The organism is Cupriavidus consociatus (assembly GCF_017814975.1).
Classification (GTDB): domain Bacteria; phylum Pseudomonadota; class Gammaproteobacteria; order Burkholderiales; family Burkholderiaceae; genus Cupriavidus; species Cupriavidus consociatus.
Map to the genome: position 1 here is coordinate 66,268 of NZ_JAGIQA010000005.1, position 23,747 is coordinate 90,014.

Below are 23,747 nucleotides of genomic sequence, written 5' to 3' on the forward strand. Positions count from 1 at the left end.
GGATTAGAGGAGCATTTGCGATGAGTACTGCTACCCCGGACGCGCTCGCCCATCCGCACGATCATGCGCATGACGACCACGCGCACGATCACCCGCATGGCTGGCGCCGCTGGCTGTTCGCCACCAACCACAAGGACATCGGCACGCTGTACCTGCTGTTCTCGTTCATCATGCTGCTGTCGGGCGGCGTGCTGGCGCTGCTGATCCGCCTGGAGCTGTTCGAGCCGGGCCTGCAGTTCTTCCGCCCCGAGCTGTTTAACCAGTTCACCACCATGCACGGCCTGGTGATGGTGTTCGGCGCGATCATGCCGGCCTTCGTCGGCTTCGCCAACTGGATGATCCCGCTGCAGATCGGCGCGTCCGACATGGCGTTCGCGCGCATGAACAACTTCAGCTTCTGGCTGATGCCGCCGGCCGCGCTGCTGCTGGCCGGCTCGTTCTTCGCCCCGGGCGGCGCCACCGCCGCCGGCTGGACCCTGTACGCGCCGCTGTCGGTGCAGATGGGCCCGGGCATGGACATGGCCATCTTCGCGATGCACATCATGGGCGCGTCGTCGATCATGGGCTCGATCAACATCATCGTGACCATCCTCAACATGCGCGCCCCCGGCATGACGCTGATGAAGATGCCGATGTTCTGCTGGACCTGGCTGATCACCGCCTACCTGCTGATCGCCGTGATGCCCGTGCTGGCCGGCGCCATCACCATGGTGCTGACCGACCGCCACTTCGGCACGAGCTTCTTCTCCGCCGCCGGCGGCGGCGACCCGGTGATGTACCAGCACATCTTCTGGTTCTTCGGCCACCCCGAGGTGTACATCATGATCCTGCCGGCTTTCGGGATCATTTCGCAGGTGGTGCCGGCGTTCGCCCGCAAGCGCCTGTTCGGCTACAGCTCGATGGTGTACGCCACCGCTTCGATCGCCATCCTGTCGTTCATCGTGTGGGCCCACCACATGTTCACGACCGGCATGCCGGTGACCGGCCAGCTGTTCTTCATGTACGCGACCATGCTGATCGCGGTGCCGACGGCCGTGAAGATCTTCAACTGGATCGCGACGATGTGGCGCGGCTCGATGACCTTCGAGACCCCGATGCTGTTCTCGATCGGCTTCATCTTCGTGTTCACCATCGGCGGCTTCACCGGCCTGATGCCGGCGGTGGCGCCGATCGACATCCAGCTGCAGGACACCTACTTCATCGTGGCGCACTTCCACTATGTGCTGGTGGCCGGCTCGCTGTTCGCGCTGTTCGCGGGCTTCTACTACTGGGGTCCGAAGTGGAGCGGGTTCATGTACAACGAAGCCCGCGGCAAGGTCCACTTCTGGGGTTCGCTGATCTTCTTCAACGTGACCTTCTTCCCGATGCACTTCCTGGGCCTCGCCGGCATGCCGCGCCGCTATGCCGACTACCCGACCCAGTTCACCGACTTCAACGCGATTGCGTCGATCGGCGCGCTCGGCTTCGGCCTGATGCAGGTGTATTTCTTCTTCTTCGTGGTGCTGCCGTCGTACCGTGGCGGCGAGAAGGCCGCGGACAAGCCGTGGGAAGGCGCCGAAGGGCTGGAATGGACCGTGCCGTCGCCGGCGCCGTTCCACACCTTTGAAGTGCCCCCGCAGGTCCGCTAAGGCGGTATAGCGCAACAAGGCAGCGGGAGGCGGCAGCGTCCGCCCCCCGCTCCCGCAGGCAAGCAAACGATGCAGGCTCCAGACAAAAACCCATCACACCCGGACCCGAAGGCCGCCAACCGGCGCCTTGGCCTGATCCTGCTGTCGATCGTGGTGGTTTTCTTTTTGGGGTTCTTCGCCAAGATGGTGTTCCTTGGCTGAGGTGGCAGGGTAGCGAGATGAGCGTCGACCGGCAGGGCAGGGAAGCGCAGGAAGCGCAGGAAGCGCAGGAAGTCGACAAGCGCTTCAACCGCGGCATGATGGTGCGATTGGTGGTGATCGTCGCGGTGATGTTCGGCTTCGGCTATGCGCTGGTTCCGCTGTACAAGAAGATCTGCGACATCACCGGCATCAACGTGGTGACCACGCGCGAGCTGCATGGCGGCTCGGTGAAGAACACGCAGGTCGACAAGAGCCGCACGGTCACGGTGGAGTTCGACTCCAACGCGCGCGGGCCCTTTGCCTTCCGTCCGGTGAAGAACAGCATGGAAGTGCATCCGGGCGAGATGATGACCATCGTCTACGAGGTGGCCAACGGGCAGTCGCGCGATATTTCCGCGCAGGCCATCCCGAGCTACGCTCCCAAGCAGGCGACCCAGTATTTCAAGAAGCTGGAGTGCTTCTGCTTCAAGCAGCAGACGCTCAAGGCGAACGAGGCGCGCGAGATGCCGGTGGTGTTCGTGATCGACCCCGCGCTGCCCAAGGATGTGAAGAGCATTACGCTGTCGTACACCTTTTTCGAGGTGGGCACGCCGGTGGCGCAGGCGCCCGAAGGCCAGTTGTCGGCACCGGCGACGGCACCGGCGCCGGCGGGCAAGGGCAGCTGAGGCGGAGGGCGCGATGGACGAGCTGAAGGACGCCGTCAAACGCAAGATGTCATTCGCGCAGACCATGCGCGCGGTGCTTTGGTCGTTCATCGGCCTGCGCAAGGGCGCGGAGCACGAGCGCGACATGGCGCGGCTGAACCCGGTGCATGTGGTCATCGCCGGGCTGATCGCCGCGGCAGTGTTTATCGCGGTGCTGGTCGTCATCGTGCGGATGGTGGTCAGCCAGGCGGCAGGGTAGCAAGGCAGGAAGGGTAGACAACAAGGCAGTCGCAGAAAAACAACCGCGCCGGCGTGGCCGTCCAGAGGAGGCGGGCGGCCCCGGGAAACCGGCACGGATAACGAATACTGAATCAAAGACTCTGAGCTGGAGATAAAAGAATGAGTGCGAATCGCGCAAACGCTCCGTACTACTTCGTACCGGGCCCGTCGCGCCACCCGATCACGGCAAGCTTCGGCCTGCTGATGACAGGTGCCGGCGCCGCCGGTTGGGTAAACGGGCAATCCTGGGCGCCGTACCTGTGCGTCTTCGGCCTGCTGTGGTTCCTGTTCGTGCTCAAGAGCTGGTTCGGCGACGCCATCAGCGAGTCCGAAGGCGGGATGTACGGCAAGAACATCGACGTCTCGTTCCGCTGGTCGATGGGCTGGTTCATCTTCTCCGAGGTGATGTTCTTCGCGGCCTTCTTCGGCGCGCTGTTCTACGCACGCGCCATCGCCATGCCGTGGCTGGGCGACCTGAACAACAAGATCCTGTGGCCCGATTTCGCCGCGGTGTGGCCAAACCTGGGGCCGGCCGGCGTGGTGGAATCGTTCCAGACCATGGGTCCGTGGCCGATCCCGACCATCAACACTGCGCTGCTGCTGATGTCGGGCGTGACGCTGACCTGGGCGCACCACGCGCTGCTGGCCGGCAAGCGCAACCAGCTGATCCAGGGCATGGTGCTGACCATCCTGCTGGGCGCGATCTTCATGTGCCTGCAGGTGTACGAATACATGCACGCCTACCAGGACCTGAACCTGAAGCTGACCTCGGGCATCTACGGTTCGACCTTCTTCCTGCTGACCGGCTTCCACGGTTTCCACGTGACCATGGGCGCGATCATGCTGGCGGTGGTGCTGGGCCGCGTGCTCAAGGGCCACTTCACGCCGGATCACCACTTTGCCTTCGAAGGCGCCGCCTGGTACTGGCACTTCGTTGACGTGGTGTGGCTGTTGCTCTACGTCGTGGTGTACTGGCTGTAATCTGCCGTACCCGCCGGCACCCCGCAGCGGGGCGCCGGCGCCAACGCAAAAGAGAAACGCCGCAGGAGGCCCGGCAGCCTGCGGCGTTTCTCTTTTGCGAAGGTAATCAGCCAGGTGGCCCGGTCAGGGCGCCATGCGGATGCCCGTGCTGTGGATCCACCCCATCCAGCTCGAGAACAGGATGAACAGGAACAGCGCCACCGAGAAGCCCACGCGCAGCATCAGCGAGCGCATCATGTTGGGCGTCTTGCCGCGGTCGCGCATCATGAAGAACAGGGCGGAGGCCAGGCTGGCGATGATCAGGATGAAGGCGACGATGATGACGAAGCGCATGGCGGGGCAGGTTGGCAGCGGAGCTTGCCGCAGTCTCGTAGTAGTGGCCGCGATGGATGACGGTTCTGCACATTATCGCACCGGCCCCGCACGCATGCCGCCGGGTATGTCGGCGCAATGAAGGCAGGCCGCATCCTGGGCGTGCTGCCGCTGGCCGCCGCGCTGGTGGTGATCGCCGTGACCGCTGCCCTTGGCAACTGGCAGCTCAACCGCGCGCACGAGAAAGAGGCGCGCGCCGCGCGGCTGCAGGCACTGGCGGCACAGCCGCCGGTGGAGCTGGGTGCGGCGCCGCTGTCACAAGTTGTGACTGACCGAAGGGTGCGGGTCACGGGGCGTTTCGACACGGCCCGCACCGTATTGCTGGATAATCGCCCCCACGGCGCCGGCGGCCGCAGCGGCGACAGCCGTGCCGGCTTCCTGGTGGTCACGCCGCTGGTGATCGGTCCGGCACAGGACGGTGCCGGCGCGATGCGGGCGGTGCTGGTGCTGCGCGGCTGGCTGCCGCGCGATGCGCAGGACCGCACCCGGATCGCGCCGTTTCCGACCCCCGAGGGCGAGGTGACCGTCGAAGGCACGGCACTGGCGGCCGTGCCGCGGGTTTATAGCCTGGGACAGGCGGCCAGCGCCGAGGCCGGCAGCAAGATCCGCCAGAACCTGGAAATCGCCGACTACGCCGCCGAAACCGGGCTGGCGCTGCAGCCGCTGGTGGTCGCGCAGCGCAACGATACCGGCGACGGCCTCGCTCGCGACTGGGCGCCGGCTGACGCGGGCGCGGACCGGCACTATGGCTATGCCTTCCAGTGGCTCGGCCTGGCTACGCTGACGGTCGTATTGGTGGCCGTGCTGGGCTGGCGCGCGCGCCGGCGCGCGGCGTCGTCCACGGCCCGCAACAACGCATGAACGAATGGCAGGCACGACGGGGCAGGTTCCCGGACGGGCCCTGACTGCAGATGAAAAAGGACAGACGTACTTCCATGGCACAGCAAGACTCCGCACCGGCGCCCGCCCAGACTCCGGCGCACCCGGCGATCCCGGCCTCGCCGCAGGATCCCCGCATCGACGCGCGCACGCGCCGTGGCCGCCTGCAGATGCTGATGCTGTTGCTGGTGTGCGCCTCGCCGGTGATCGCGTCTTACTTCACCTACTACGTCATCAAGCCCAGGGGCGGCGCCACCAACTATGGCGCGCTGGTCGATCCGCAACGGCCGATGCCGCCGGTGCGCGTCACCGACGAGCAGGGCAACGCCGTGCCGCTGGAGCAGTACCGCGGCAAGTGGCTGCTGGTGACGGCCGACCCGTCCGCATGCGACGAAGCCTGCGCCAAAAAGCTCTTTACCATCCGCCAGATCCGCGCCGGCCAGGGACAGGACCGCGAGCGCATCGTGCCGGTGTGGCTGATTACCGATGACGGCAAGGTCGACGAGCGCCTTAGCGCCGCCTACAACGAGCCCTATGCCGGCGTGCGCTTCCTGCGCATGGACCGGCAGGTGGCGCAGCAATGGCTGCCGGCCGAAGCGGGCAAACGCGCCGAGGACACCATCTTCCTGGTGGATCCGCTCGGCAACCTGATGATGCGCTTCCCGCAGGATCCGGACCCCAAGAAGCTGAGCGGCGACCTGAAGAAGCTGCTCAAGGTCTCGCGCATCGGCTAAGGGGAAGGGCATGCTGCTGCAACTGGCCATCATCGGCGTCCTGATCGCACTGCTGCCGCTGAGCTATGTGCTGGTCAAGGGCGATCGCAACAAGTACCGCAAGCTGGTCTGGATCACCGCGTTCCTGACGCTGGACCTGATCATGTTCGGCAGCTTCACGCGGCTGACCGACTCCGGCCTGGGCTGCCCGGACTGGCCGGGCTGCTACGGACATTCCAACCCGCACGCCGCGATGGAGCCGATCCGCGCGGCCGAGACCGCGCTGCCCAGCGGCCCGGTGACGCTGATGAAGGCATGGATCGAAATGATCCACCGCTACTTTGCGATGGCGGTGGGCGTGCTGATCATCGCGCTGATGGTGCTGGCCTGGGTCAAGCGCCGCGAGCTGAAGCAATCGCCATGGTTCGCCACCGGCGTGCTGGTGCTGGTGTGCGTGCAGGGTGCGTTCGGCGCCTTCACGGTGACCATGAAGCTGCAGCCGATCATCGTGGTCACGCACCTGATGCTGGGCATGGGGCTGCTGGCGGCGCTGATCCGGCTGGGCTCGCGCAGCGACCCGCCGCACCCGGTCGCGCCCCAGGCGGCGCGGCTGCACTGGCCGGTGCGCATCGGCCTGCTGCTGCTGGCAATCCAGATCTTCCTGGGCGGCTGGGTCAGCACCAACTATGCGGTGCTTGCCTGCACGGATTTCCCGCTGTGCAATGGGCAACTGGTGCCCGAGATGGACTTCCGGCACGGCTTCACGCTGTGGCGCCAGCTTGGCATGACGGCCGATGGGGACTACATCCCGCACGCGGCGCTGGTGGCGATCCACTGGGTGCACCGGGGCTTCGCATTCGTGGTGCTGGGCTACCTGGCGTGGTTCGGCTTGCGTGCGCGCCGGCTGGAGGGGCTGCACCGTCAGGCAGGCTGGCTGCTCGGCATGCTGGTGCTGCAGCTGGCGACCGGGATGTCCAATATCGTGTTCGACTGGCCCCTTGTCGCTGCGGTCGCCCATAACGGCGGCGCGGCGGTGCTCCTGATGCTGCTGCTCCGCCTCCACTACAATATAGGGCTCGCCGGGCTCACACTCGGGGCCGCCCGCGCCATCGCCCCCGCACCGAACGCCGCCCGCGCCACATGAAAGACAAGACCCCTTCCGTGGTTACCGCTACACACCCTCATTCACTGGGCAAGTTGAGCCGGATACGGCACCTGTCCCGGCAGTATGCCGCCCTGACCAAGCCGCGCGTGACGCAGCTGGCAGTCTTCTGCGCCATCATCGGCATGTTCCTGGCCACGCCCGGCATGGTGCCGTGGCGCGTGCTGATCGGCGGCGCCGCCGGCATCTGGCTGCTCGCCGGGGCCGCCTTCGCCATCAATTGCCTGGTCGAGCAGAAGATCGACGCGCTGATGCGCCGTACCGCCTGGCGCCCGTCCGCCACCGGCGAGATCACCACCGCGCAGACGCTGGTGTTCTCCGCCATCCTGGGCGGCGCCGGCATGTGGATGCTGCACGAGTTCGCCAATGACCTGACGATGTGGCTGACCTTTGCCACGTTCCTGGGCTACGCGGTGGTGTATACCATCCTGCTCAAGCCGGCCACGCCGCAGAACATCGTCATCGGCGGCCTGTCAGGCGCGATGCCGCCGGCGCTCGGCTGGGCCGCCGTCGCCGGCGAAGTGCCGGCCGAGGCCTGGTTCCTGGTGCTGATCATCTTCACATGGACGCCGCCGCACTTCTGGGCGCTGGCGCTGTACCGCCGCGCCGACTACGCCAAGTCGGGCCTGCCCATGCTGCCCGTCACCCATGGCGAGCGCTACACGCTGCTGCATATCCTGCTGTACACGCTGATCATGATTGCGGCGACGCTGCTGCCGTTCGTCTACGGCATGAGCGGCTATATCTACCTGGTGGCCGCGCTGGGGCTGGGTGGTGGCTTCCTCGCCTATGCCTGGAAGATGTACCGCAACTATTCGGACGAGCTGGCGCAACGCACCTTCCGCTTCTCCATCCTGTACCTGTCGCTGCTGTTCGCGGCGCTGCTGGTCGACCATTACTTCAAGTTCGTGCCGCAGGTCTGACCTGTACCGCCACGCTGCGGGCTGCGGCATGTTGCCGCGGCCGGCGCGGCGCAGCGGCGCGATCGGCGATACTGGGTGCTTTCGCCGTTCCAATACTGACCGTTCTACACAAGCTTTCACGCATGTCCAGACCCGCTCCCGGCCTGTTCTCAGCCTTCCGCCGCTTTTCCGTGCTTGCCGCGCTCGCGCTCGCGCTGGCCGCCTGCGGACAGCAGAAGGCGTCATTCCGCAATGTCGATATCAGCGGTGCCGCGGATTTCGGCAAGGATTTCTCGCTGCCTGACCATCACGGCAAAGTCCGCACCATTGCCGACTTCAAGGGCAAGGCGGTAGTGATGTTCTTCGGCTACACCCATTGCCCGGACGTATGTCCGACCACCATGGCCGAACTCAAGGCGGTGATGGAGCAGCTGGGTCCCGATGCCGACCGGGTCCAGGTGCTCTTCGTCACGGTCGATCCGGAGCGCGACACGCAGGCGCTGCTGGCGCAGTACGTCCCCGCATTCGACCCGCGCTTCCTGGGCCTGCGCCCGGCCGATGACGCCGCGCTGCAGAAGCTGGCCAAGGACTTCAAGGTGTTCTACGCCAAGGTGCCGGGCAGTTCGCCCAACAACTACACGGTGGATCACTCGGCCGGCAGCTATGTGTTCGATCCGGAAGGCCGGCTGCGGCTGTTCATCCGCCACGGCCAGGGGCCGGAGCCGATCGCGCACGACCTGAAGCAGTTGCTTTCCTGACGCCAGACGGTGCGGCATAACGTCGCACCGCTGCAATCACGGACGAAAAAAAGCCGGTCCAGATGGACCGGCTTTTTGCATGGGCCGCGCGCAATCAGGCAAATGCCTGCAGCGCCCCTTTCATCTTCTTCATCGCCGCGGCTTCGATCTGGCGGATGCGCTCCGCCGAGACGCCGAACTCGGCGGCCAGCTCATGCAGCGTGGCGCCGCCCGAGCCGTCGTCCGAGACGTTCAGCCAGCGTGCCTCGATGATGCGGCGGCTGCGCTCGTCCAGCCGGCCCAGCGCTTCTTCCAGGCCCTCGACCTGCATGCGGTCCTGGCGCTTGGCTTCCAGCACGCGCGTCGGCTCGTTGTGGTTGTCCGCCAGGTAGGCGATGGGGGCGAATTCCTCTTCGCCGTCGTCGACCTGGCCTTCCAGCGCGAGGTCGCCGCCCGACAGGCGGGTTTCCATCTCCATCACTTCTTCCGGCTTTACGTTCAACTCGCGCGCGACGGCCTCGACCTGCTCCGGCGTGAACGTGTGCGAACCCTGCTTGTGGCTGCGCAGGTTGAAGAACAGCTTGCGCTGGGCCTTGGTGGTCGCCACCTTGACCATGCGCCAGTTCTTCAGCACGTACTCGTGGATCTCGGCCTTGATCCAGTGCATCGCATACGAGACCAGGCGTACGCCCTGCTCGGGATCGAAGCGCTTCACGGCCTTCATCAGGCCGATATTGCCTTCCTGGATCAGGTCGGCGTGCGGCAGGCCATAGCCCAGGTACTGGCGGGCGATCGACACCACCAGGCGCAAGTGAGACATCACCAGCTGGCGGGCGGCATCGACGGAATCGTTATCGCGGAGATCGCGCGCCAGGCGCTGCTCTTCCTCCGCGGTCAGCAACGGAATCCGGTGGACAGCCTGGATATAGCTGTCGAGATTGCCGACGGTCGCCGGGAAGGTCAGCGCAAAGCTGTTCCCGCTACGGGGTGCCGTCGGCAGACGGTTGTTCGTCAGGGTTTGGTCGGCAGACAAGACTGCGTTCACTCAATTGCTCCTTTCGCATCCGGCGGTTGGGTTGCCGGTCATGCCCCGCGCGTCCCGTACGTCCTTATGGGACCGGCGGCGGCACTGCAACACATCTTAGCACTCCAACCGGGTGAGTGCTAATTGGAGTCCCAATGGCCTTGATAGTTCCCGTCGATGGACTTATCGAATTGCATAGCTACTGCGCTATGAAGCGGCGCCGGGGATACTCGCGGCTGAATACACTTTTTGTTAGAGCTAGTGCATGCCCGCCGGTTCTACACGCCGGTGGAATGATTCGTTGCGCCAACGGCTACACTCGACGCAAGCGGCGGCAAGCTGGCATGCTTGCCAGCCTCTCTCACATCCCCGGAGGAGTTATGTCTGCTATCGAACACTTGTTGAAGCCGCATGTGCGCGACCTGGGCGATTTCACCGTGCGCCGGCTGCTGCCGGCCGCTGCGACCCAGACGGTCGGGCCGTTCATCTTCTTCGACCATATGGGACCGGTGCAGATGCCGCCGGGTGAAGGTGCCGATGTGCGCCCACATCCGCATATCGGGCTGGCGACTGTCACCTACCTGTTCGAAGGCGAGATCATGCACCGCGACAGCCTCGGCAGCGAGCAGGCGATCCGGCCGGGCGACGTCAACTGGATGACGGCCGGCCATGGCATCGTCCATTCGGAGCGCTCGCCCGATTCCGTGCGAGCCGACGGCGCGCGCCTGCACGGCATCCAGACGTGGGTGGCACTGCCTAAATCGCACGAAACCGCTGAACCGTCCTTTTTCCACCATCCCGCGGCAACACTGCCGCGCGTCGAGCAGCCGGGGGTGCGCATGGTGGTGATCGCAGGCGACGCCTTTGGCAAGACTTCGCCGGTCAAGGTCTTCAGCCGCACCCTGTACGTGGCGATCGAACTGGATGCGGGAGCGAGCGTGGAGATACCTGCCGACCATGCCGAGCGCGGCATTTATCCGGTGGACGGCGCGGTGTCGCTGGACGGCGAGCCGCTGCCGGCCGAGCACATGGTGGTGCTGACGCCGGGGCAGCCGGCGCTGCTGATGGCGACAGCGCCTTCGCGCGTGATGCTGCTTGGGGGTGATCCGACCGACGGCCGCCGCTTTATCTACTGGAATTTCGTGGCCAGCAGCAAGGAGGCCATCGAGGCCGCCGCCAGGCGCTGGGAGGACGACCAGTTTCCGCACGTGCCGGGCGACGAGCGCGAGCGCATTCCGCTGCCGGCACGCAAGCCCTGAACCGGGTGGTCCGGGCTCAGGCTGCGCTCAGACCGGACTGGCCCAGGTGACGCGAGTGCCAAGCTTCAGGCACTCGCGGATGGCTTCGACCTGCGTGGCGATCGGCGCCGGCACCGGCACCGCGCCGTCGAGCACGCGCCGGATCCATGCTGCGGTCAGGCCGGCATCGTTGCCGGGCGGCAGTTCCGGCACTTCTGCCAGCGACCCGCCGGTGGGATCGACCAGCGTCTGCTGGTGCCCTTCATGCAGCCAGTCGATGCGGCTGTTGCGGCGCGCATCGGCGACCACTTCGCCCTCGGTGCCGCGTGCCAGCAGCACGTTGGCCGGCTCGTGCGAGAAGTAGTCGGTCAGCGTCTCGCGGTATTCCGGGTGGGTATAGCTGTACAGCCGCAATGCCTCCGCCGGCGTGTGCTCGCCCACCGGCTGCAGCATCTTGGCCACGGTATGCGACGAGTTGCGCAGGCCGATCACGGTGCGCCGCTCCAGCAGCTGCGACAGGCCGGGCGACAGCACATCGACCGGCAGCACCGCCAGCAGCCCTTCGCTGCCAGTCTCGCGCAGCCGTGCCGAGGCTTCGGCCGTGCTCGTGCACAGGGGAATGCCCAGCGCCTCGAACAGGGTCATGCTGGTGATGCGGTCATTGAAGACGCGCGTTCCATGCACCAGTACGGGGATGCCGTCGCGCGCCAGCAGCAGCGCCAGCAGCGGCACCAGGTTGGGCTGCTTGCGGGCGCCGTTGTAGCTGGGGATCACCACCACCGCGCGCTCGGGCGGCGCGGGCAGCGGCTGGCAGTGTTCATGGGCCGCCTCGAGCATGCCGGCCAGCTCGTGCGGGGCCTCGCCCTTGATGCGGTAGGCCATCAGGATCGCGCCCAGCTCGAGGTCGGACACGCGCCCGGCCAGCATCGCGCCGAACAAGGTCTTGGCGTCGTCGCGCGGCAGTGCGCGCGCGCCGTTGACGCCACGGCCGACCTCCTTGATATAGCGGGCGGCGGGGAACGGGTTGGCTGGCGTGGTCATGGCGGCGTGGGGAGGAGTCTGTTCTGGGTTCATGATAGCGGAGCAGCGCCGCCGCGCCCATCGCCGCCGACCGGCGCGACGGCGGGGCGCTCGCTCAGGCTGCCTCCTGTAGCGCTGGATTGCGCTGCTTGCGGTAGAGAAAGTCCAGCACCGCGGTACGGCACGCGTGGTAGTCTCTGTCGTCGGCCAGCGCCACGCGATCGCGCGGACGCGGCAGGTCCACCCGAAGGATCTCGCCGATGGTGGCGGCCGGGCCGTTGGTCATCATCACGATGCGGTCGGCGAGCAGCACGGCCTCGTCCACATCGTGCGTGACCATCACCACCGTGCTGCGCGTGCGCGCCACGATCTTGATCAGTTCATCCTGCAGGTGAGCGCGCGTCAGCGCATCGAGCGCGCCGAAGGGTTCGTCCATCAGCAGCACCTTGGGCGCCATCGCCAGCGCGCGGGCAATGCCGACGCGCTGCTTCATGCCGCCGGAAACCTCGTGCGGGTACTTGCTCTCGGCGTGCGTCAGGCCCACCAGCGCCAGCGTCTCGTGCGTGCGCGCCCTCAACTGTGCCTTGTCCTCGCTGGCACCGAACACGCGCTCCACGCCCAGGTAGACGTTCTCGAAGCAGGTCAGCCAGGGCAGCAGCGAATGGTTCTGGAACACCACGGCGCGCTCCGGCCCCGGTCCGGCAATCTCGCGCCCGGCGCAGATCAGCGCGCCGGTGGTCGGCGTGGCCAGCCCCGCGATCAGGTTCAGCAGCGTGGACTTGCCGCAGCCGGAGTGGCCGATCAGCGTGATGAACTCGCCCTCGGCGATCTGCAGGCTGATGTCGCGCAGGGCGACGAACGGCCCATTGCGCGTCCTGAAGGTCTGTCCGACGTTCTCGATGCTGACGAACTTGTCCATGGCGTCTCTCCCTCGCTCTTAGTTGGTGCCGTAGCTGAAGCGCCGTGCCAGTGCCAGCAAGGCATGCTCGAGCATCAGGCCGATGATGCCGATCACGAAGATCGCGATCACGATGTGCTCCACCTTCAGGTTGTTCCACTCGTCCCACAGCCAGAAGCCGATGCCGGTGCCGCCGGTCAGCATCTCGGCCGCGACGATCACCAGCCACGCGGTGCCGATCGACAGCCGCACGCCGGTCAGCATGTAGGGCAGCACCGCGGGAAACAGCACCCGCGTGAACACCTTCCACTCCGACAGGTCGAGCACGCGCGCCACGTTCAGGTAGTCCTGCGGCACGCGCGTGACGCCTACCGCGGTGTTGATCACCATCGGCCAGATCGAGCAGATGAAGATCGCCCAGATCGCGGCCGGGTTGGCGGCCTTGAACAGCAGCAGTCCGATCGGCAGCCAGGCCAGCGGCGAGACCGGCCGCAGCAGGCTGATCACAGGCGCGGTCATCGCGTTCAGGAACGCAAAGCGCCCGATCACGAAGCCGGCTGGAATGCCGATCACGGCGGCCAGGCCGAAGCCAGCGGCCACGCGCGCCAGCGACGCCAGCACGTTCCAGCCGATGCCCTGGTCGTTGGGGCCGTTGCGGTAGAACGGGTCCGAGAACAGCGGCACCGCCGCGTTCCACGTCGCCCCCGGCGTCGGAATCGCCGGGATCAGCGTGGCGATGCCGTGCCAGGCCAGCACGAACAGGGCAAAGCCCAGTACCGGCGGCACGGCCTTGAGCACCAGCGCGCCGAGCATGTCCTGGCGCTGTGCGCGCCGATCCTGCGCGGCGATTTCCAGCTCGCGCCGCCGTGCGCGTTCCTTGGCATCGGTATCGGTGGCAGCGGCATTGGCGGTATTGGCGCTTTCAGGCGCGGTGTGGGCGATGGCATTCACGTCGGGCTCCTTATTCCAGGGGCGCTGCGGATCAGTCGGGAGGTGTCGGTTTGGCGTCAAGCGTTCTGCGCGCCGGCCCTGATCTTGAAGCCGTCGGCATACGCCTTCGGGTCCCTGGCGGCATCCCAGACCACGCCGTCGATCAGCTTCGCGGTGCGGAAGTCGCTCTTTGGCAGCGGCACCTGCGCGGCGGCGGCGGCCTGCTTGAAGATGTCGATGCGGTTGACCTGTTTCGCCACCGCAAGGTAGTCCGGGTGGTCCTTGAGCAGGCCCCAGCGCTTGTGCTGGGTCAGGAACCACATGCCGTCAGACAGGAACGGGTAGTTGGCGCTGCCGTCCTGGTAGAACTTCATCGCATCGGGGTCGTCCCAGGTCTTGCCCAGCCCGTTGTTGTAGCGGCCGAGCATGCGGTCCAGGATGATGTCCATGTCGGTGTTGACGTAGGACTTGGCTGCGATGGTCTCGGCGGTCTTGCGGCGGTTGGAGGCCGACGCGTCGATGAACTTCGATGCTTCCAGCACCGCCGCCACCATCGCGCGCGCGGTATTGGGGTACTTCTGCACGAATTCCGCAGTGGTGCCGAGCGTCTTTTCCGGATGGTTCTTCCAGATCGACTGCGTGGTCTCGGCAGTGAAGCCGATCTTGTCGGCGATGGCGCGCGCCCCCCACGGCTCGCCCACGCAGAAGCCGTCCATGTTGCCCACGCGCATGTTGGCCACCATCTGCGGCGGCGGTACGGTGATGGCCTTGGCGTCCTGCATCGGGTTGATGCCGTTGGCCGCGAGCCAGTAGTACAGCCACATCGCGTGCGTGCCGGTGGGGAAGGTCTGCGCAAAGGTGTAGTCGCGCTTTTCCCTGGCCATCAGCGCCTTCAGGCTGGCGCCGTCGCGCACGCCTTTTTCGGCCAGCTTAGACGACAGCGTGATGGCCTGGCCGTTGTGGTTCAGGCTCATCAGCACCGCCATGTCTTTTTTGGGACCGCCGATGCCGAGCTGCACGCCGTAGACCAGGCCGTACAGCACGTGCGCGGCGTCGAGCTCGCCATTGACCAGCTTGTCGCGCACGCCGGCCCACGAGGCCTCCTTGGTCGGCGTGATCTTGATGCCGTATTTCTTGTCGAGGCCGAGCGTGGACGCCATGACCACTGAAGCGCAGTCGGTCAGCGGGATGAAGCCGATGCGCACGTCGGTCTTCTCCGGAGCGTCCGAGCCCGCCGCCCACGCCCCGGCGCGCACCAGCGGATCGACCAGCGTCATCACGCTGGCGCCGGCGATGGTCGCCAGTGCGCGGCGGCGGCCGCTGCTGGCCGGCACCGCGTCGGCTGCGGCCGCCGAGGCGGCTTCAGAAGCGTTCACCGCCGCGTGCAGCGGCTTGGCAATCCTGAGGCGAGAGGGCATTGCGAAACTCCAAGAAAAAAGCGTCCCCGTCCGCGGCCGGCTTCGCCAGAAGTCCGGTACGGTGCAGGGACGCCGTTGTCCATGGCGTGACGCAGCCTGCGTTGGCTGTGTCCGCCCAAATTGTGATCGGCCGCCGTTGGCCGATGTTTGCATACCGCAAGGCGTGTGCCAGCCTGTGCAGTGCAGCATTTCGGGGCGAATCGTGCCGGTGGAGGTGACGCATCGAGACGAAATGAGCAGGCGCGGTGCGTGCGCCGGCTGCGCTGCCGCATCGCGGGGCAGCGCCGGGGACAGCCGTGCGTCAAGGATTCGCTTTGGGGCGGCGCCAGTATCGTGCATTGCACCAGCCGCGGGCTGTCGTGCCCCGCGGCTGGCAGGGGCGCTCAGCCCATGACGTCGATCACGCGCTGGGCGGCATCGACCAGCTTCAGGCCGCGCTCCATCGCCATGCTGCGCAGGCGCTTGTAGGCCTCGTCCTCGCTGATGCCGCGCGCCTGCATCAGCAGGCCCTTGGCGCGCTCGACCACCTTGCGCTCGGCCAGCTTGAGGCGGGTGGCGTCGAGCTCGGCGCGCAGCTGCTGGTCCAGTTCGAAGCGGGCGTAGGCGACGTCGAGCACGGTCTTGACGCGCTCGGCGCGCAGGCCGTCGACGATATAGGCGGTGATGCCGGCCGACAGCGCGGCCTTGATGCGCTGGCTGTCATCGTTGTCGGTGAACAGCACGATGGGCCGCGGCGCATGCTGGGTCGAGACGCAGACGTGCTCGATGGTGTCACGCGCGGCCGACTCCGAGGCGATGATCAGCATATCGGGCTGGGTGGCGGTGATCACGTCCGGCAAGTGCAGGTCGGCATCGACGATCCGGATCTCGCTGAAGCCGGCGCTGACCAGCCCGTTGCGGATGGTCTCGACGTTAAGCGGATTGGCGTCAAGGGGATCGCGCACCAGCAGGATACGCAGCGTCCGTCCGGCGGTGGGTGCTGGCGTCGATGGCGATGGGGGCGGATGGCGTCGGGTCATGGCTTCATTCTGTTGCAGTGCGCCATGCAAGATTCGCGCCGGGTGCGGGGCGGTCCACGTCGCACTGCCATGGTGCAGTGTGGTCGCAGGCCCGCCTGGATTCATTGTATGCCGTCGTACGCAGCCCACCGCGTGCGGTGTATCCTGTTGCCCTGCCGCGCCGGGGGCGTCTGCTGGCGACGCCGCGATGCACATCCTCGCATCCCGTGCCGCGGAACCGATCAGAAAAATTCTGGAGAGATGCATGACCGAATTCGTGTTCGCCCCGCCGGCCCCTGTTGGCGTGCCGGTGCGGGGCAGCGACGCTAGCTTCCCGGTCCGCCGCGTGTACTGCGTCGGCCGCAACTATGCAGCCCATGCCCGCGAAATGGGCTCGGACCCCGACCGCGAGCCGCCGTTCTTCTTCTGCAAGCCGTCCGACGCGGTCAGCTACGTCGCCGACGGCACCGAAGGCACGTTCCCGTACCCGCCGGGCACCAGCAATTGCCACTATGAAGTGGAACTGGTGGTGGCGATCGGCACGGGCGGGCGCGATATCCCGGTGCAAAGCGCGGCGCAGCACGTGTTCGGCTACGCCGTGGGCCTGGACATGACGCGCCGCGACCTGCAGAACGAATCCAAGAAGACCGGCCGCCCCTGGGAAACCGGCAAGGCCTTCGACAAGTCGGCGCCGATCGGCCCGATCGTGCCGGTCTCGGCCATCGGCCACCCGCAGAAGGGCGAAGTGACGCTCTCGGTCAACGGCGTGGAAAAGCAGCGCGGCGACCTGTCCGACCTGATCTGGTCGGTGCCGGAGATGGTGTCGTACCTGTCGAAACTGTTCGAACTGCAGCCGGGCGACCTGATCTTCAGCGGCACGCCAGAAGGCGTGGGCCCGGTGGTCAAGGGCGACGTCATGCAGTGCCACGTCGGCGGCGTGGGTGACCTCACCATCAAGGTAGTCTGATCCGATGCTCAAGCTTTACAGCTACTTCCGCAGCTCGGCCTCGTTCCGCGTGCGCATCGCGCTGGAACTGAAGGGGCTGCCGTACGAATACGTGCCAGTGCATTTGCTCAAGGACGGCGGCCAGCAGCTCAAGCCCGAGTTCCGCGCGGTGAACCCGGACGGCCTGGTGCCGGCGCTCGCCGACCACGGCAACGTGCTGCAGCAATCGCTCGCCATCGTTGAATACCTGGATGAAGTCCATCCCGAGCCGAAGCTGCTGCCCGGCACGGCGCTGGACCGCGCCTATGTGCGCGGGCTGGCCCAGGAAATCGCGTGCGAGATCCATCCACTGAACAACCTGCGCGTGCTGAAATACCTGAAGCACAAGGTGGGCGTGACCGACGAGGTCAAGGACGCGTGGTACCGCCACTGGATCGAACTGGGCTTCGAGTCGCTGCAGGCCAACCTGGCGCGCAGCGGCAAGGCGGGGCGCTTCTGCCTTGGCGATACGCCGACGCTGGCCGATATCTGCCTGGTGCCGCAGGTGTTCAACGCGCAGCGCTTCAATGTCGACGTGAGCCGTTATCCGGCGATCGCGAAAATCTATGAGGCGTGCATGGAGATGGAGGCATTCCAGAAGGCGGAGCCCAAGTCGCAGCCGGACGCGGAATAGGACGTTTATCTGCTGGGGTTTGCTCCCCTCTCCCGCTCGCGGGAGAGGGGCCGGGGGTGAGGGCGGGAGCATCATTGGCTGACGTCCTCGGGGCTAAAACCGAAGGCTTCGCTTGCTGTGATACCCAGCTAGCCCACCCCTCACCCCAACCCTCTCCCCATGAGGGGAGAGGGAGAACATCTTGCTTGGGCGTGTTCGGGCGGCTTGAGAGCACCCCAAACCGTTGGCTTTGGTTCGGGTTAGGGTGTGGTAGGGTCAGCCCAGCAGCGCTTCAGCGAACTCCTCCGCCTTGAACGGCTGCAGGTCCTCCACCTTCTCGCCCACGCCGATGAAGTACACCGGCACCGGGCGCTGGCGCGCGATCGCCGCCAGGATGCCGCCCTTGGCAGTCCCATCCAGCTTGGTCACGATCAGGCCGGTCAGCCCCAGCGCATCGTCGAAGGCGCGAGTCTGCTGCAGCGCGTTCTGGCCGGTATTGGCGTCGATCACCAGCAGCACCTCATGCGGCGCGGTCGGCATGGCCTTGCTGATGACGCGCTTGACCTTCTTCAGCTCCTCCATCAGGTGCAGCTGCGTCGGCAGGCGGCCGGCGGTATCGGCCATCACGATGTCGATGCCGCGCGCCTTGGCCGCATTGACCGCATCGAAGATCACCGCCGCGGGGTCGCCGCTTTCCTGCGCCACCACGGTGACATTGTTGCGCTCGCCCCAGATCGACAACTGCTCGCGCGCGGCGGCGCGGAAGGTATCGCCGGCGGCCAGCAGCACCTTCTGGTCGTAGCGCTGGAAGTGCTTGCACAGCTTGCCGATGCTGGTGGTCTTGCCGGCGCCGTTGACGCCGGCGATCATCATCACCAGCGGCTGCTCGCGGCCCAGCGCCATGGTCTTTTCCAGCGGGCGCAGCAGGTCGGTCAGCAGTGTCTTGAGCGCGGCCTTGACGCCATCGGCCGATTCGATGCGCTCGGACCTGACCCGCTTGCGGAGCTCGGCCAGCAGATATTCGGTGGCTTCCACGCCGGCATCTGCCATCAGCAGCGCGGTCTCCAGCTCCTCGAACAGCGCCTCGTCGACCTTGACGCCGACGAACAGCGTGCCGATGTTGCGGCTGGTCTTGGACAGGCCAGTGCGCAGCCGGTGCATCCATCCCTGCCGGGCTTCGGCGCTGGTGGCGGGCGGAGGAACCAGTTCAAGCGTTTCGATGGCGGGGGCCGGTGCGGACGCCACGGGGGCTGACGCCGGGGGCGGCACCTGGGCGGGAACCGGTGTCGGCGTCGGGACCGGAACGGAGGCGGGGACCGGGGCAGGCGCGGGGGTGGGCGCGGGCGCCGGGGCCGGCGTCTCGACGGACGCGGGCTCGGCCTTGCGCTTCTTCCAGAAACTAAACATTGGGGAATGGAGTCAATACCGGGGCCGATACCCTGGTGGCACATTGCCGGCAGGCGACCGGTTAATAATCAAGGGCTTACGCTGACATCGCGAAGGTCGGGGAGAACCCGTTGTGGTCCCGGCCGGCGATTGCGTATAGTTCGCTACATCAGTTCGCTACATGGCTGATCCGCGCGCGCGTGCTGCCCGCGCGGATCGATCGGCAAAATTCTAGCAGACGGGGTCGCATGAACCATTGCGCTGTCCTGACCGCGGCGGGCGCCGAAGGTGCTCAAGCACGCATCCAACGGCACTGCCAGCCTACCTCCTCAACATTTCCGGCCGGCGCCGGGCTCCTGGTACGGTGCATCGTGCCAGCGTTGCTGCTCGGCCTGCTGCCCTGGTCGTCGCCGGCCGGCGCGCAAGGGGTGGTTGGATCGCCGATGCCTTCCGCGCAGACCGCGCCCGCCGGCGCCACCGCGCATGGCACTACCGAATACCGGCTCTCCAACGGCCTGCGGCTGATCGTCAAGGAAGACCACCGGGCGCCCACGGTGGCGCACCAGATCTGGTACCGCGTCGGCGGCATCGACGAGGTCAGCGGCACCACGGGCGTGGCTCACATGCTCGAGCACATGATGTTCAAGGGCACGCCCAAGGTCGGCGTGGGCGAATTTTCCAAGCAGGTGGCGGCACTGGGCGGGCGCGAGAACGCCTTGACCAACCGCGACTTCACCATGTACTACCAGCAGATCGGCAAGCAGTACCTGCCGAAGATGATGGAGCTGGAGGCCGACCGCATGGCCAACCTCATCATCAAAAAAGACGAGTTCGACCGCGAGATGAAGGTAGTGATGGAAGAGCGCCGCCTGCGCACAGACGACTCCTCCCGCGGCACCGTCTATGAGCAACTGCTCGCCACGGTCTATACCGCAGCGGCGTACCGCCACCCGGTGATCGGCTGGATGGACGACCTGGTCAATATGCGCGTCGAGGACGTCAAGGATTGGTACCGCCAGTGGTACGTGCCGAACAACGCGATGGTGATCGTCACCGGCGACGTCAAGGCCGAGGAAGTGCGCGCACTCGCCGAGCGCTACTACGGCAAGCTCAAGCCGCGCACGCTGCCGCTGCGCAAGGATCAGGAAGAGCCGGAGCAGAAGGGCATCAAGCGCATCTGGGTCAAGGCCCCGGCCGAGAACCAGTACATGGTGATGGCATACAAGGTGCCGCGGCTGCGCGATGTCGAGAAGGACGTCGACCCCTACGCGCTGGAAGTCCTGGCGGCCGTGCTCAACGGCTACGACAATGCCCGCCTGACACGCGAGCTGGTGCGCGAGCAGCGACTGGCCGACGATGTCAACGTCGGCTACGACAGCATCAACCGCGGCGAGTCGCTGTTCGTCCTCGACGGCACGCCGGCGACCGGCCACAGCACCGAAGAGATCGAGCGCTCGCTGCGCGCCGAGATCCAGCGCATCGCCAGGGAAGGGGTCTCGCCGGAAGAGCTCAAGCGGGTCAAGGCGCAGGTGGTGGCCGGGCAGATCTACAAGCGCGATTCGGTGTTCGGGCAAGGCATGGAGATCGGCGTATCAGAGGTTTCTGATATCTCGTGGCGCCAGATCGACCGTATGCTCGACAAGATCAAGGCCGTCACGCCGGCGCAGGTGCAGGCCGTCGCCTCGAAATATTTCAACGACGACAACCTGACCGTGGCCACACTGCTGCCGCAGCCGATCGATCCGAACAAGCCCAAGACCCAGGCCCCGTCGGGCCTGCGCCACTGAGGAATGACGATGTCCCAGTCTGCCACTTCATTCAACGCGCGGCCACGCACGCTGCGCGCGCTGGCCGGCGCGGCGCTCGGCTCCGCCATGCTGCTGGCCGCGCAGCTGGCCCAGGCCGCGATCCCGATCGAGCACTGGACTGCGTCCACCGGCGCGCGCGTGTACTTTGTCCACAGCCCGTCTATCCCCATGCTCGACGTCAATATCGACTTCGATGCCGGCAGCCGCTATGACCCGCCCGGCAAGGCAGGGCTGGCGACACTGACGGCGGCGCTGCTGGACAAGGGCGCGGCCGCGCAGGACGGCCAGCCGGCGCGCGACGAGGCGCAGATCGCCGACGCCTTTGCCGATACCGGCGCGGCGTTCGGCGGCGCGGCGGGCGGCGACCGCGGCGGCATCGGCCTGCGCACGCTGACCGCGCAACCCGAGCTGGACCAGTCGGTGGCGCTGGCCGCGCAACTGATCAAGGCGCCGACCTACCCGGACGCCGTGGTCGGGCGCGAGAAGCAGCGCCTGATCACCGCCATCCGCGAGGCCGACACCAAGCCGGGCGTGATCGCCGACAAGGCGCTGGCCAGGGCCATGTACCCGGACCATCCCTACGGCATCGCCGCCACGCCGGAGAGCGTGCAGTCGATCACGCGCGATGACATTGCCAGATTCTGGCGCGACAACTACGGCGCGCAGCGCGCGGTGGTGACGCTGATCGGCGCGATCGACCGCAAGCAGGCCGAAACCCTTGCCGAACGGCTGACGAGCGGGCTGCCGCAGGGCAGTGCCGCCCCGGCGCTGCCTCAGGTCAAGCTCAACATCCCGGCCAGCGAGCAGCGCCTGCCGCATCCGGCGCAGCAATCGAGCGTGGCCATCGGCCAGCCGTCGATCGCGCGCGGCGATCCTGACTATTTCGCGCTGCTGGTGGGCAACTACGTGCTTGGCGGCGGCGGCTTCAGCTCGCGCCTGACCGATGAGGTGCGCGAGAAGCGCGGCCTGACCTACGGCGTCGACAGCTATTTCGCGCCATCGAAGCAGCCGGGGCCGTTCGGCATCAGCCTGCAGACCAAGAAAGCGCAGACCGACGAGGCGCTGGCGCTGGTGCGCCAGGTGCTGGCGCGCTTTGTTGCCGAAGGGCCGAGCGACAAGGAACTGCGCGCGGCCAAGGACAACCTGATCAACGGCTTCCCGCTGCGCATCGACAACAACCGCAAGCTGCTGACAAACGTTGCCAATATCGGCTGGTACGGACTGCCGCTGGACTACCTGGACACCTGGACCGCGCAGGTCCGCAAGGTCACGCGCGAGCAGGTCAGGGCAGCCTTCCAGCGCCATGTGCGCCCGGACGGCATGGCCACGGTAATTGTCGGCGGCCCGGTCGGCAGCACGCCGACAGCGTCACGGCAGTGATGCAGGCGCCGCACGGCGAGGGGCGGCATATGCGCGCCGCCCCTCGCGCGGCTGCGGCGAACCGTCTCGCAGGCTCTACAATCACGGGATGAATTCGCGTTCCCGATTGCCTTCGCCCGCTCCCGGCGGGCGTACTCCTTCCTCCGCGCCGGCCGCCGCTGCCGCCGGCGGTCGTTCTCCCGCAGCGCCTCCGCGGCCGGTGCCGCGACAGGCACCGTCCCAGGTCCGCATCATCGGCGGGCGCTGGAAGCGCACGCTGCTGCCCGTGCCCGACTCGCAGGGTTTGCGCCCGACACCCGACCGCGTGCGCGAGACCTTGTTCAACTGGCTTGGCCAGGATCTGTCGGGGCTCGCCTGCCTGGACCTGTTCGCCGGCTCCGGCGCGCTCGGTTTCGAAGCCGCGTCGCGCGGTGCGGCCGCGGTCACGCTGGTGGAGTCCAATGCCCGCGTGGCCAAGCAGTTGCGCGACAACCAGTACCGGCTCAATGCCAGCCAGGTGCGCGTCGTCCAGGGCGATGCCTTTACGGTCGCGGCGCAACTGCCCGACGGCAGCTTCGACGTGGTGTTCCTGGACCCGCCCTTTGCTGAAGACTGGATCGGCCCGTCGCTGGAGCACGCCGCGCGGCTGGTGCGGCCCGGTGGCGCCGTCTATGTCGAAACCGACCATGGGCTGACCGGCGCCGACGCCCCGGTCCCGGCATCGCTTGAGATCGTGCGCCATGCGCGCGCCGGCGCGGTGCATTTCCATTTGCTGCAGCACCGCCAGCAAGGCAACGGCGCGGATTGACGGCCTGCGCCGGCATTGCCCGTAGCACCTGTTTCGTCATGGGCTAAGGGCGCCATTCCAATTGCAAGACGGATTCTTGGGTGCAGTGCCGCAAAACGGCGCGCCGCACGCCTTCCAAGCGGCGCATTTAGGGTTACACTACGCCGCTGTCACAACGCTCGCGACGCAGCACCCGCGCCGGTCCGGCCGGCGAACGAGGCGGCCACAACGGCCGGCAGCGGGCAGATCAAGGAGGAAGTATGGTCATCGCGGTCTATCCCGGCACCTTCGATCCAATGACCCGGGGACACGAGGATCTGGTCCGCCGTGCGTCGAACATCTTCGACGAACTGGTGGTCGGCGTGGCGCACAGCCCCAACAAGCGCCCGTTCTTTTCGCTCGACGAGCGCATCGGCATTGCACGCGAAGTGCTTGGGCACTATCCAAACGTCCGTGTGGAAGGCTTCGCCGGGCTGCTCAAGGACTTTGTGCGCAAGAACAATGCGCGCGTGATCGTGCGCGGCCTGCGTGCGGTGTCCGACTTCGAGTACGAATTCCAGATGGCGGGCATGAACCGCTACCTGCTGCCCGACGTGGAAACCATGTTCCTGACCCCGTCGGACCAGTATCAGTTCATCTCCGGCACCTTCGTGCGCGAGATCGCGGTGCTGGGCGGCGATGTCAGCAAGTTCGTGTTCCCGTCGGTGGAGCGCTGGCTGCAAGAGAAAATCGCCAAACCGGAATAAAATACGGCTTCAGACACGTCAGACTGCGGCCAGTCGGGC

The 23,747-nt window shown here is 66.6% G+C and carries 25 protein-coding genes; 17 read left to right on the plus strand and 8 right to left on the minus strand.

The features are described from left to right. Positions 1-20: 20 nt before the first annotated feature. The 5 genes from ctaD to J8I82_RS08700 all read left to right on the plus strand — a co-directional run bounded on the left by ctaD (position 21) and on the right by J8I82_RS08700 (position 3,733). Positions 21-1,628 (plus strand): cytochrome c oxidase subunit I, encoded by a 1,608-nt coding sequence (gene ctaD / locus J8I82_RS08680; RefSeq protein ID WP_209756339.1) that lies wholly within the window; start codon positions 21-23, stop codon positions 1,626-1,628. Positions 1,629-1,697: 69 nt separating this feature from the next. After that, positions 1,698-1,829, plus strand: coding sequence for a cytochrome oxidase small assembly protein (locus J8I82_RS08685; protein ID WP_209756341.1), 132 nt, complete (start codon positions 1,698-1,700; stop codon positions 1,827-1,829). Positions 1,830-1,846: 17 nt separating this feature from the next. After that, positions 1,847-2,494: a cytochrome c oxidase assembly protein gene (locus J8I82_RS08690; RefSeq protein WP_209756343.1), complete on the plus strand. Its 648-nt coding sequence runs from the start codon at positions 1,847-1,849 to the stop codon at positions 2,492-2,494. Between the two features lie 13 nt (positions 2,495-2,507). Continuing rightward, positions 2,508-2,732: a DUF2970 domain-containing protein gene (locus J8I82_RS08695; protein WP_209756345.1), complete on the plus strand. Its 225-nt coding sequence runs from the start codon at positions 2,508-2,510 to the stop codon at positions 2,730-2,732. A 140-nt stretch (positions 2,733-2,872) separates the two neighbouring features. Next, a complete protein-coding gene (locus J8I82_RS08700; protein ID WP_209756347.1) occupies positions 2,873-3,733 on the plus strand; it encodes a cytochrome c oxidase subunit 3 in 861 nt (286 codons plus the stop codon). 123 nt (positions 3,734-3,856) lie between these two features. Here J8I82_RS08700 and J8I82_RS08705 read toward each other — a convergent pair whose 3' ends face one another. After that, complete coding sequence (locus J8I82_RS08705) at positions 3,857-4,066, minus strand: twin transmembrane helix small protein (RefSeq protein ID WP_029046742.1); 210 nt, start codon at positions 4,064-4,066, stop codon at positions 3,857-3,859. 117 nt (positions 4,067-4,183) lie between these two features. Between J8I82_RS08705 and J8I82_RS08710 the strand changes: the two genes are divergently transcribed. From J8I82_RS08710 to J8I82_RS08730, 5 genes are all read left to right on the plus strand, one after another. Next, positions 4,184-4,966 carry an SURF1 family protein gene (locus tag J8I82_RS08710; RefSeq protein WP_209756349.1) on the plus strand — a complete coding sequence of 261 codons (783 nt, stop codon included), beginning with the start codon at positions 4,184-4,186 and terminating at the stop codon, positions 4,964-4,966. A gap of 74 nt (positions 4,967-5,040) precedes the next feature. Beyond that, positions 5,041-5,718, plus strand: coding sequence for an SCO family protein (locus tag J8I82_RS08715; RefSeq protein WP_209756352.1), 678 nt, complete (start codon positions 5,041-5,043; stop codon positions 5,716-5,718). Between the two features lie 10 nt (positions 5,719-5,728). Then, entirely contained in the window at positions 5,729-6,841 is a 1,113-nt protein-coding gene (locus J8I82_RS08720; RefSeq protein WP_209756354.1) for a COX15/CtaA family protein, read from the plus strand. Beyond that, complete coding sequence (cyoE, locus tag J8I82_RS08725) at positions 6,838-7,782, plus strand: heme o synthase (protein WP_209756357.1); 945 nt, start codon at positions 6,838-6,840, stop codon at positions 7,780-7,782. Before J8I82_RS08720 ends, cyoE begins: the two co-directional genes overlap by 4 nt. Before the next feature lie 122 nt (positions 7,783-7,904). Beyond that, positions 7,905-8,519: an SCO family protein gene (locus tag J8I82_RS08730; protein WP_209756359.1), complete on the plus strand. Its 615-nt coding sequence runs from the start codon at positions 7,905-7,907 to the stop codon at positions 8,517-8,519. A 94-nt stretch (positions 8,520-8,613) separates the two neighbouring features. On the opposite strand, the gene rpoH is transcribed toward J8I82_RS08730, so the two are convergent. Beyond that, positions 8,614-9,543, minus strand: a complete 930-nt coding sequence (gene rpoH, locus J8I82_RS08735; RefSeq protein ID WP_209756361.1) for an RNA polymerase sigma factor RpoH — start codon at positions 9,541-9,543, stop codon at positions 8,614-8,616. A gap of 359 nt (positions 9,544-9,902) precedes the next feature. Between rpoH and J8I82_RS08740 the strand changes: the two genes are divergently transcribed. Beyond that, entirely contained in the window at positions 9,903-10,781 is an 879-nt protein-coding gene (locus J8I82_RS08740; RefSeq protein ID WP_209756363.1) for a pirin family protein, read from the plus strand. Between the two features lie 27 nt (positions 10,782-10,808). Here J8I82_RS08740 and ybiB read toward each other — a convergent pair whose 3' ends face one another. The 5 genes from ybiB to J8I82_RS08765 form a co-directional block, all read right to left on the minus strand. Further along, the gene (ybiB, locus tag J8I82_RS08745) at positions 10,809-11,801 is read right to left on the minus strand and encodes a DNA-binding protein YbiB (protein ID WP_209756821.1); all 993 of its coding nucleotides are present in this window, start codon (positions 11,799-11,801) and stop codon (positions 10,809-10,811) included. A 94-nt stretch (positions 11,802-11,895) separates the two neighbouring features. Beyond that, positions 11,896-12,699, minus strand: coding sequence for an ABC transporter ATP-binding protein (locus J8I82_RS08750; protein ID WP_209756365.1), 804 nt, complete (start codon positions 12,697-12,699; stop codon positions 11,896-11,898). A gap of 18 nt (positions 12,700-12,717) precedes the next feature. Further along, positions 12,718-13,629 (minus strand): nitrate ABC transporter permease, encoded by a 912-nt coding sequence (ntrB, locus tag J8I82_RS08755; RefSeq protein WP_209756367.1) that lies wholly within the window; start codon positions 13,627-13,629, stop codon positions 12,718-12,720. Positions 13,630-13,685: 56 nt separating this feature from the next. Beyond that, entirely contained in the window at positions 13,686-15,026 is a 1,341-nt protein-coding gene (locus J8I82_RS08760; RefSeq protein ID WP_209756370.1) for a CmpA/NrtA family ABC transporter substrate-binding protein, read from the minus strand. A gap of 383 nt (positions 15,027-15,409) precedes the next feature. Continuing rightward, positions 15,410-16,045: an ANTAR domain-containing response regulator gene (locus J8I82_RS08765; protein ID WP_209756372.1), complete on the minus strand. Its 636-nt coding sequence runs from the start codon at positions 16,043-16,045 to the stop codon at positions 15,410-15,412. A 244-nt stretch (positions 16,046-16,289) separates the two neighbouring features. On the opposite strand from J8I82_RS08765, the gene J8I82_RS08770 reads away from it, so the two are divergent. Next, complete coding sequence (locus J8I82_RS08770; RefSeq protein WP_209756375.1) at positions 16,290-16,991, plus strand: fumarylacetoacetate hydrolase family protein; 702 nt, start codon at positions 16,290-16,292, stop codon at positions 16,989-16,991. 4 nt (positions 16,992-16,995) lie between these two features. Further along, a complete protein-coding gene (maiA, locus tag J8I82_RS08775; protein ID WP_209756377.1) occupies positions 16,996-17,643 on the plus strand; it encodes a maleylacetoacetate isomerase in 648 nt (215 codons plus the stop codon). A gap of 255 nt (positions 17,644-17,898) precedes the next feature. On the opposite strand, the gene ftsY is transcribed toward maiA, so the two are convergent. After that, a complete protein-coding gene (ftsY, locus tag J8I82_RS08780; RefSeq protein WP_209756379.1) occupies positions 17,899-19,029 on the minus strand; it encodes a signal recognition particle-docking protein FtsY in 1,131 nt (376 codons plus the stop codon). A 227-nt stretch (positions 19,030-19,256) separates the two neighbouring features. Here ftsY and J8I82_RS08785 point away from each other — a divergent pair, with 227 nt between their 5' ends. The 4 genes from J8I82_RS08785 (at position 19,257) to coaD (ending at position 23,708) form a co-directional block, all read left to right on the plus strand. Continuing rightward, complete coding sequence (locus J8I82_RS08785; RefSeq protein WP_209756381.1) at positions 19,257-20,795, plus strand: M16 family metallopeptidase; 1,539 nt, start codon at positions 19,257-19,259, stop codon at positions 20,793-20,795. Between the two features lie 9 nt (positions 20,796-20,804). Then, the gene (locus J8I82_RS08790; RefSeq protein WP_209756383.1) at positions 20,805-22,196 is read left to right on the plus strand and encodes a M16 family metallopeptidase; all 1,392 of its coding nucleotides are present in this window, start codon (positions 20,805-20,807) and stop codon (positions 22,194-22,196) included. A gap of 88 nt (positions 22,197-22,284) precedes the next feature. Then, positions 22,285-22,983, plus strand: a complete 699-nt coding sequence (rsmD, locus tag J8I82_RS08795; protein ID WP_209756386.1) for a 16S rRNA (guanine(966)-N(2))-methyltransferase RsmD — start codon at positions 22,285-22,287, stop codon at positions 22,981-22,983. 239 nt (positions 22,984-23,222) lie between these two features. After that, positions 23,223-23,708 (plus strand): pantetheine-phosphate adenylyltransferase, encoded by a 486-nt coding sequence (gene coaD / locus J8I82_RS08800; protein WP_029046761.1) that lies wholly within the window; start codon positions 23,223-23,225, stop codon positions 23,706-23,708. Positions 23,709-23,747: the final 39 nt, after the last annotated feature.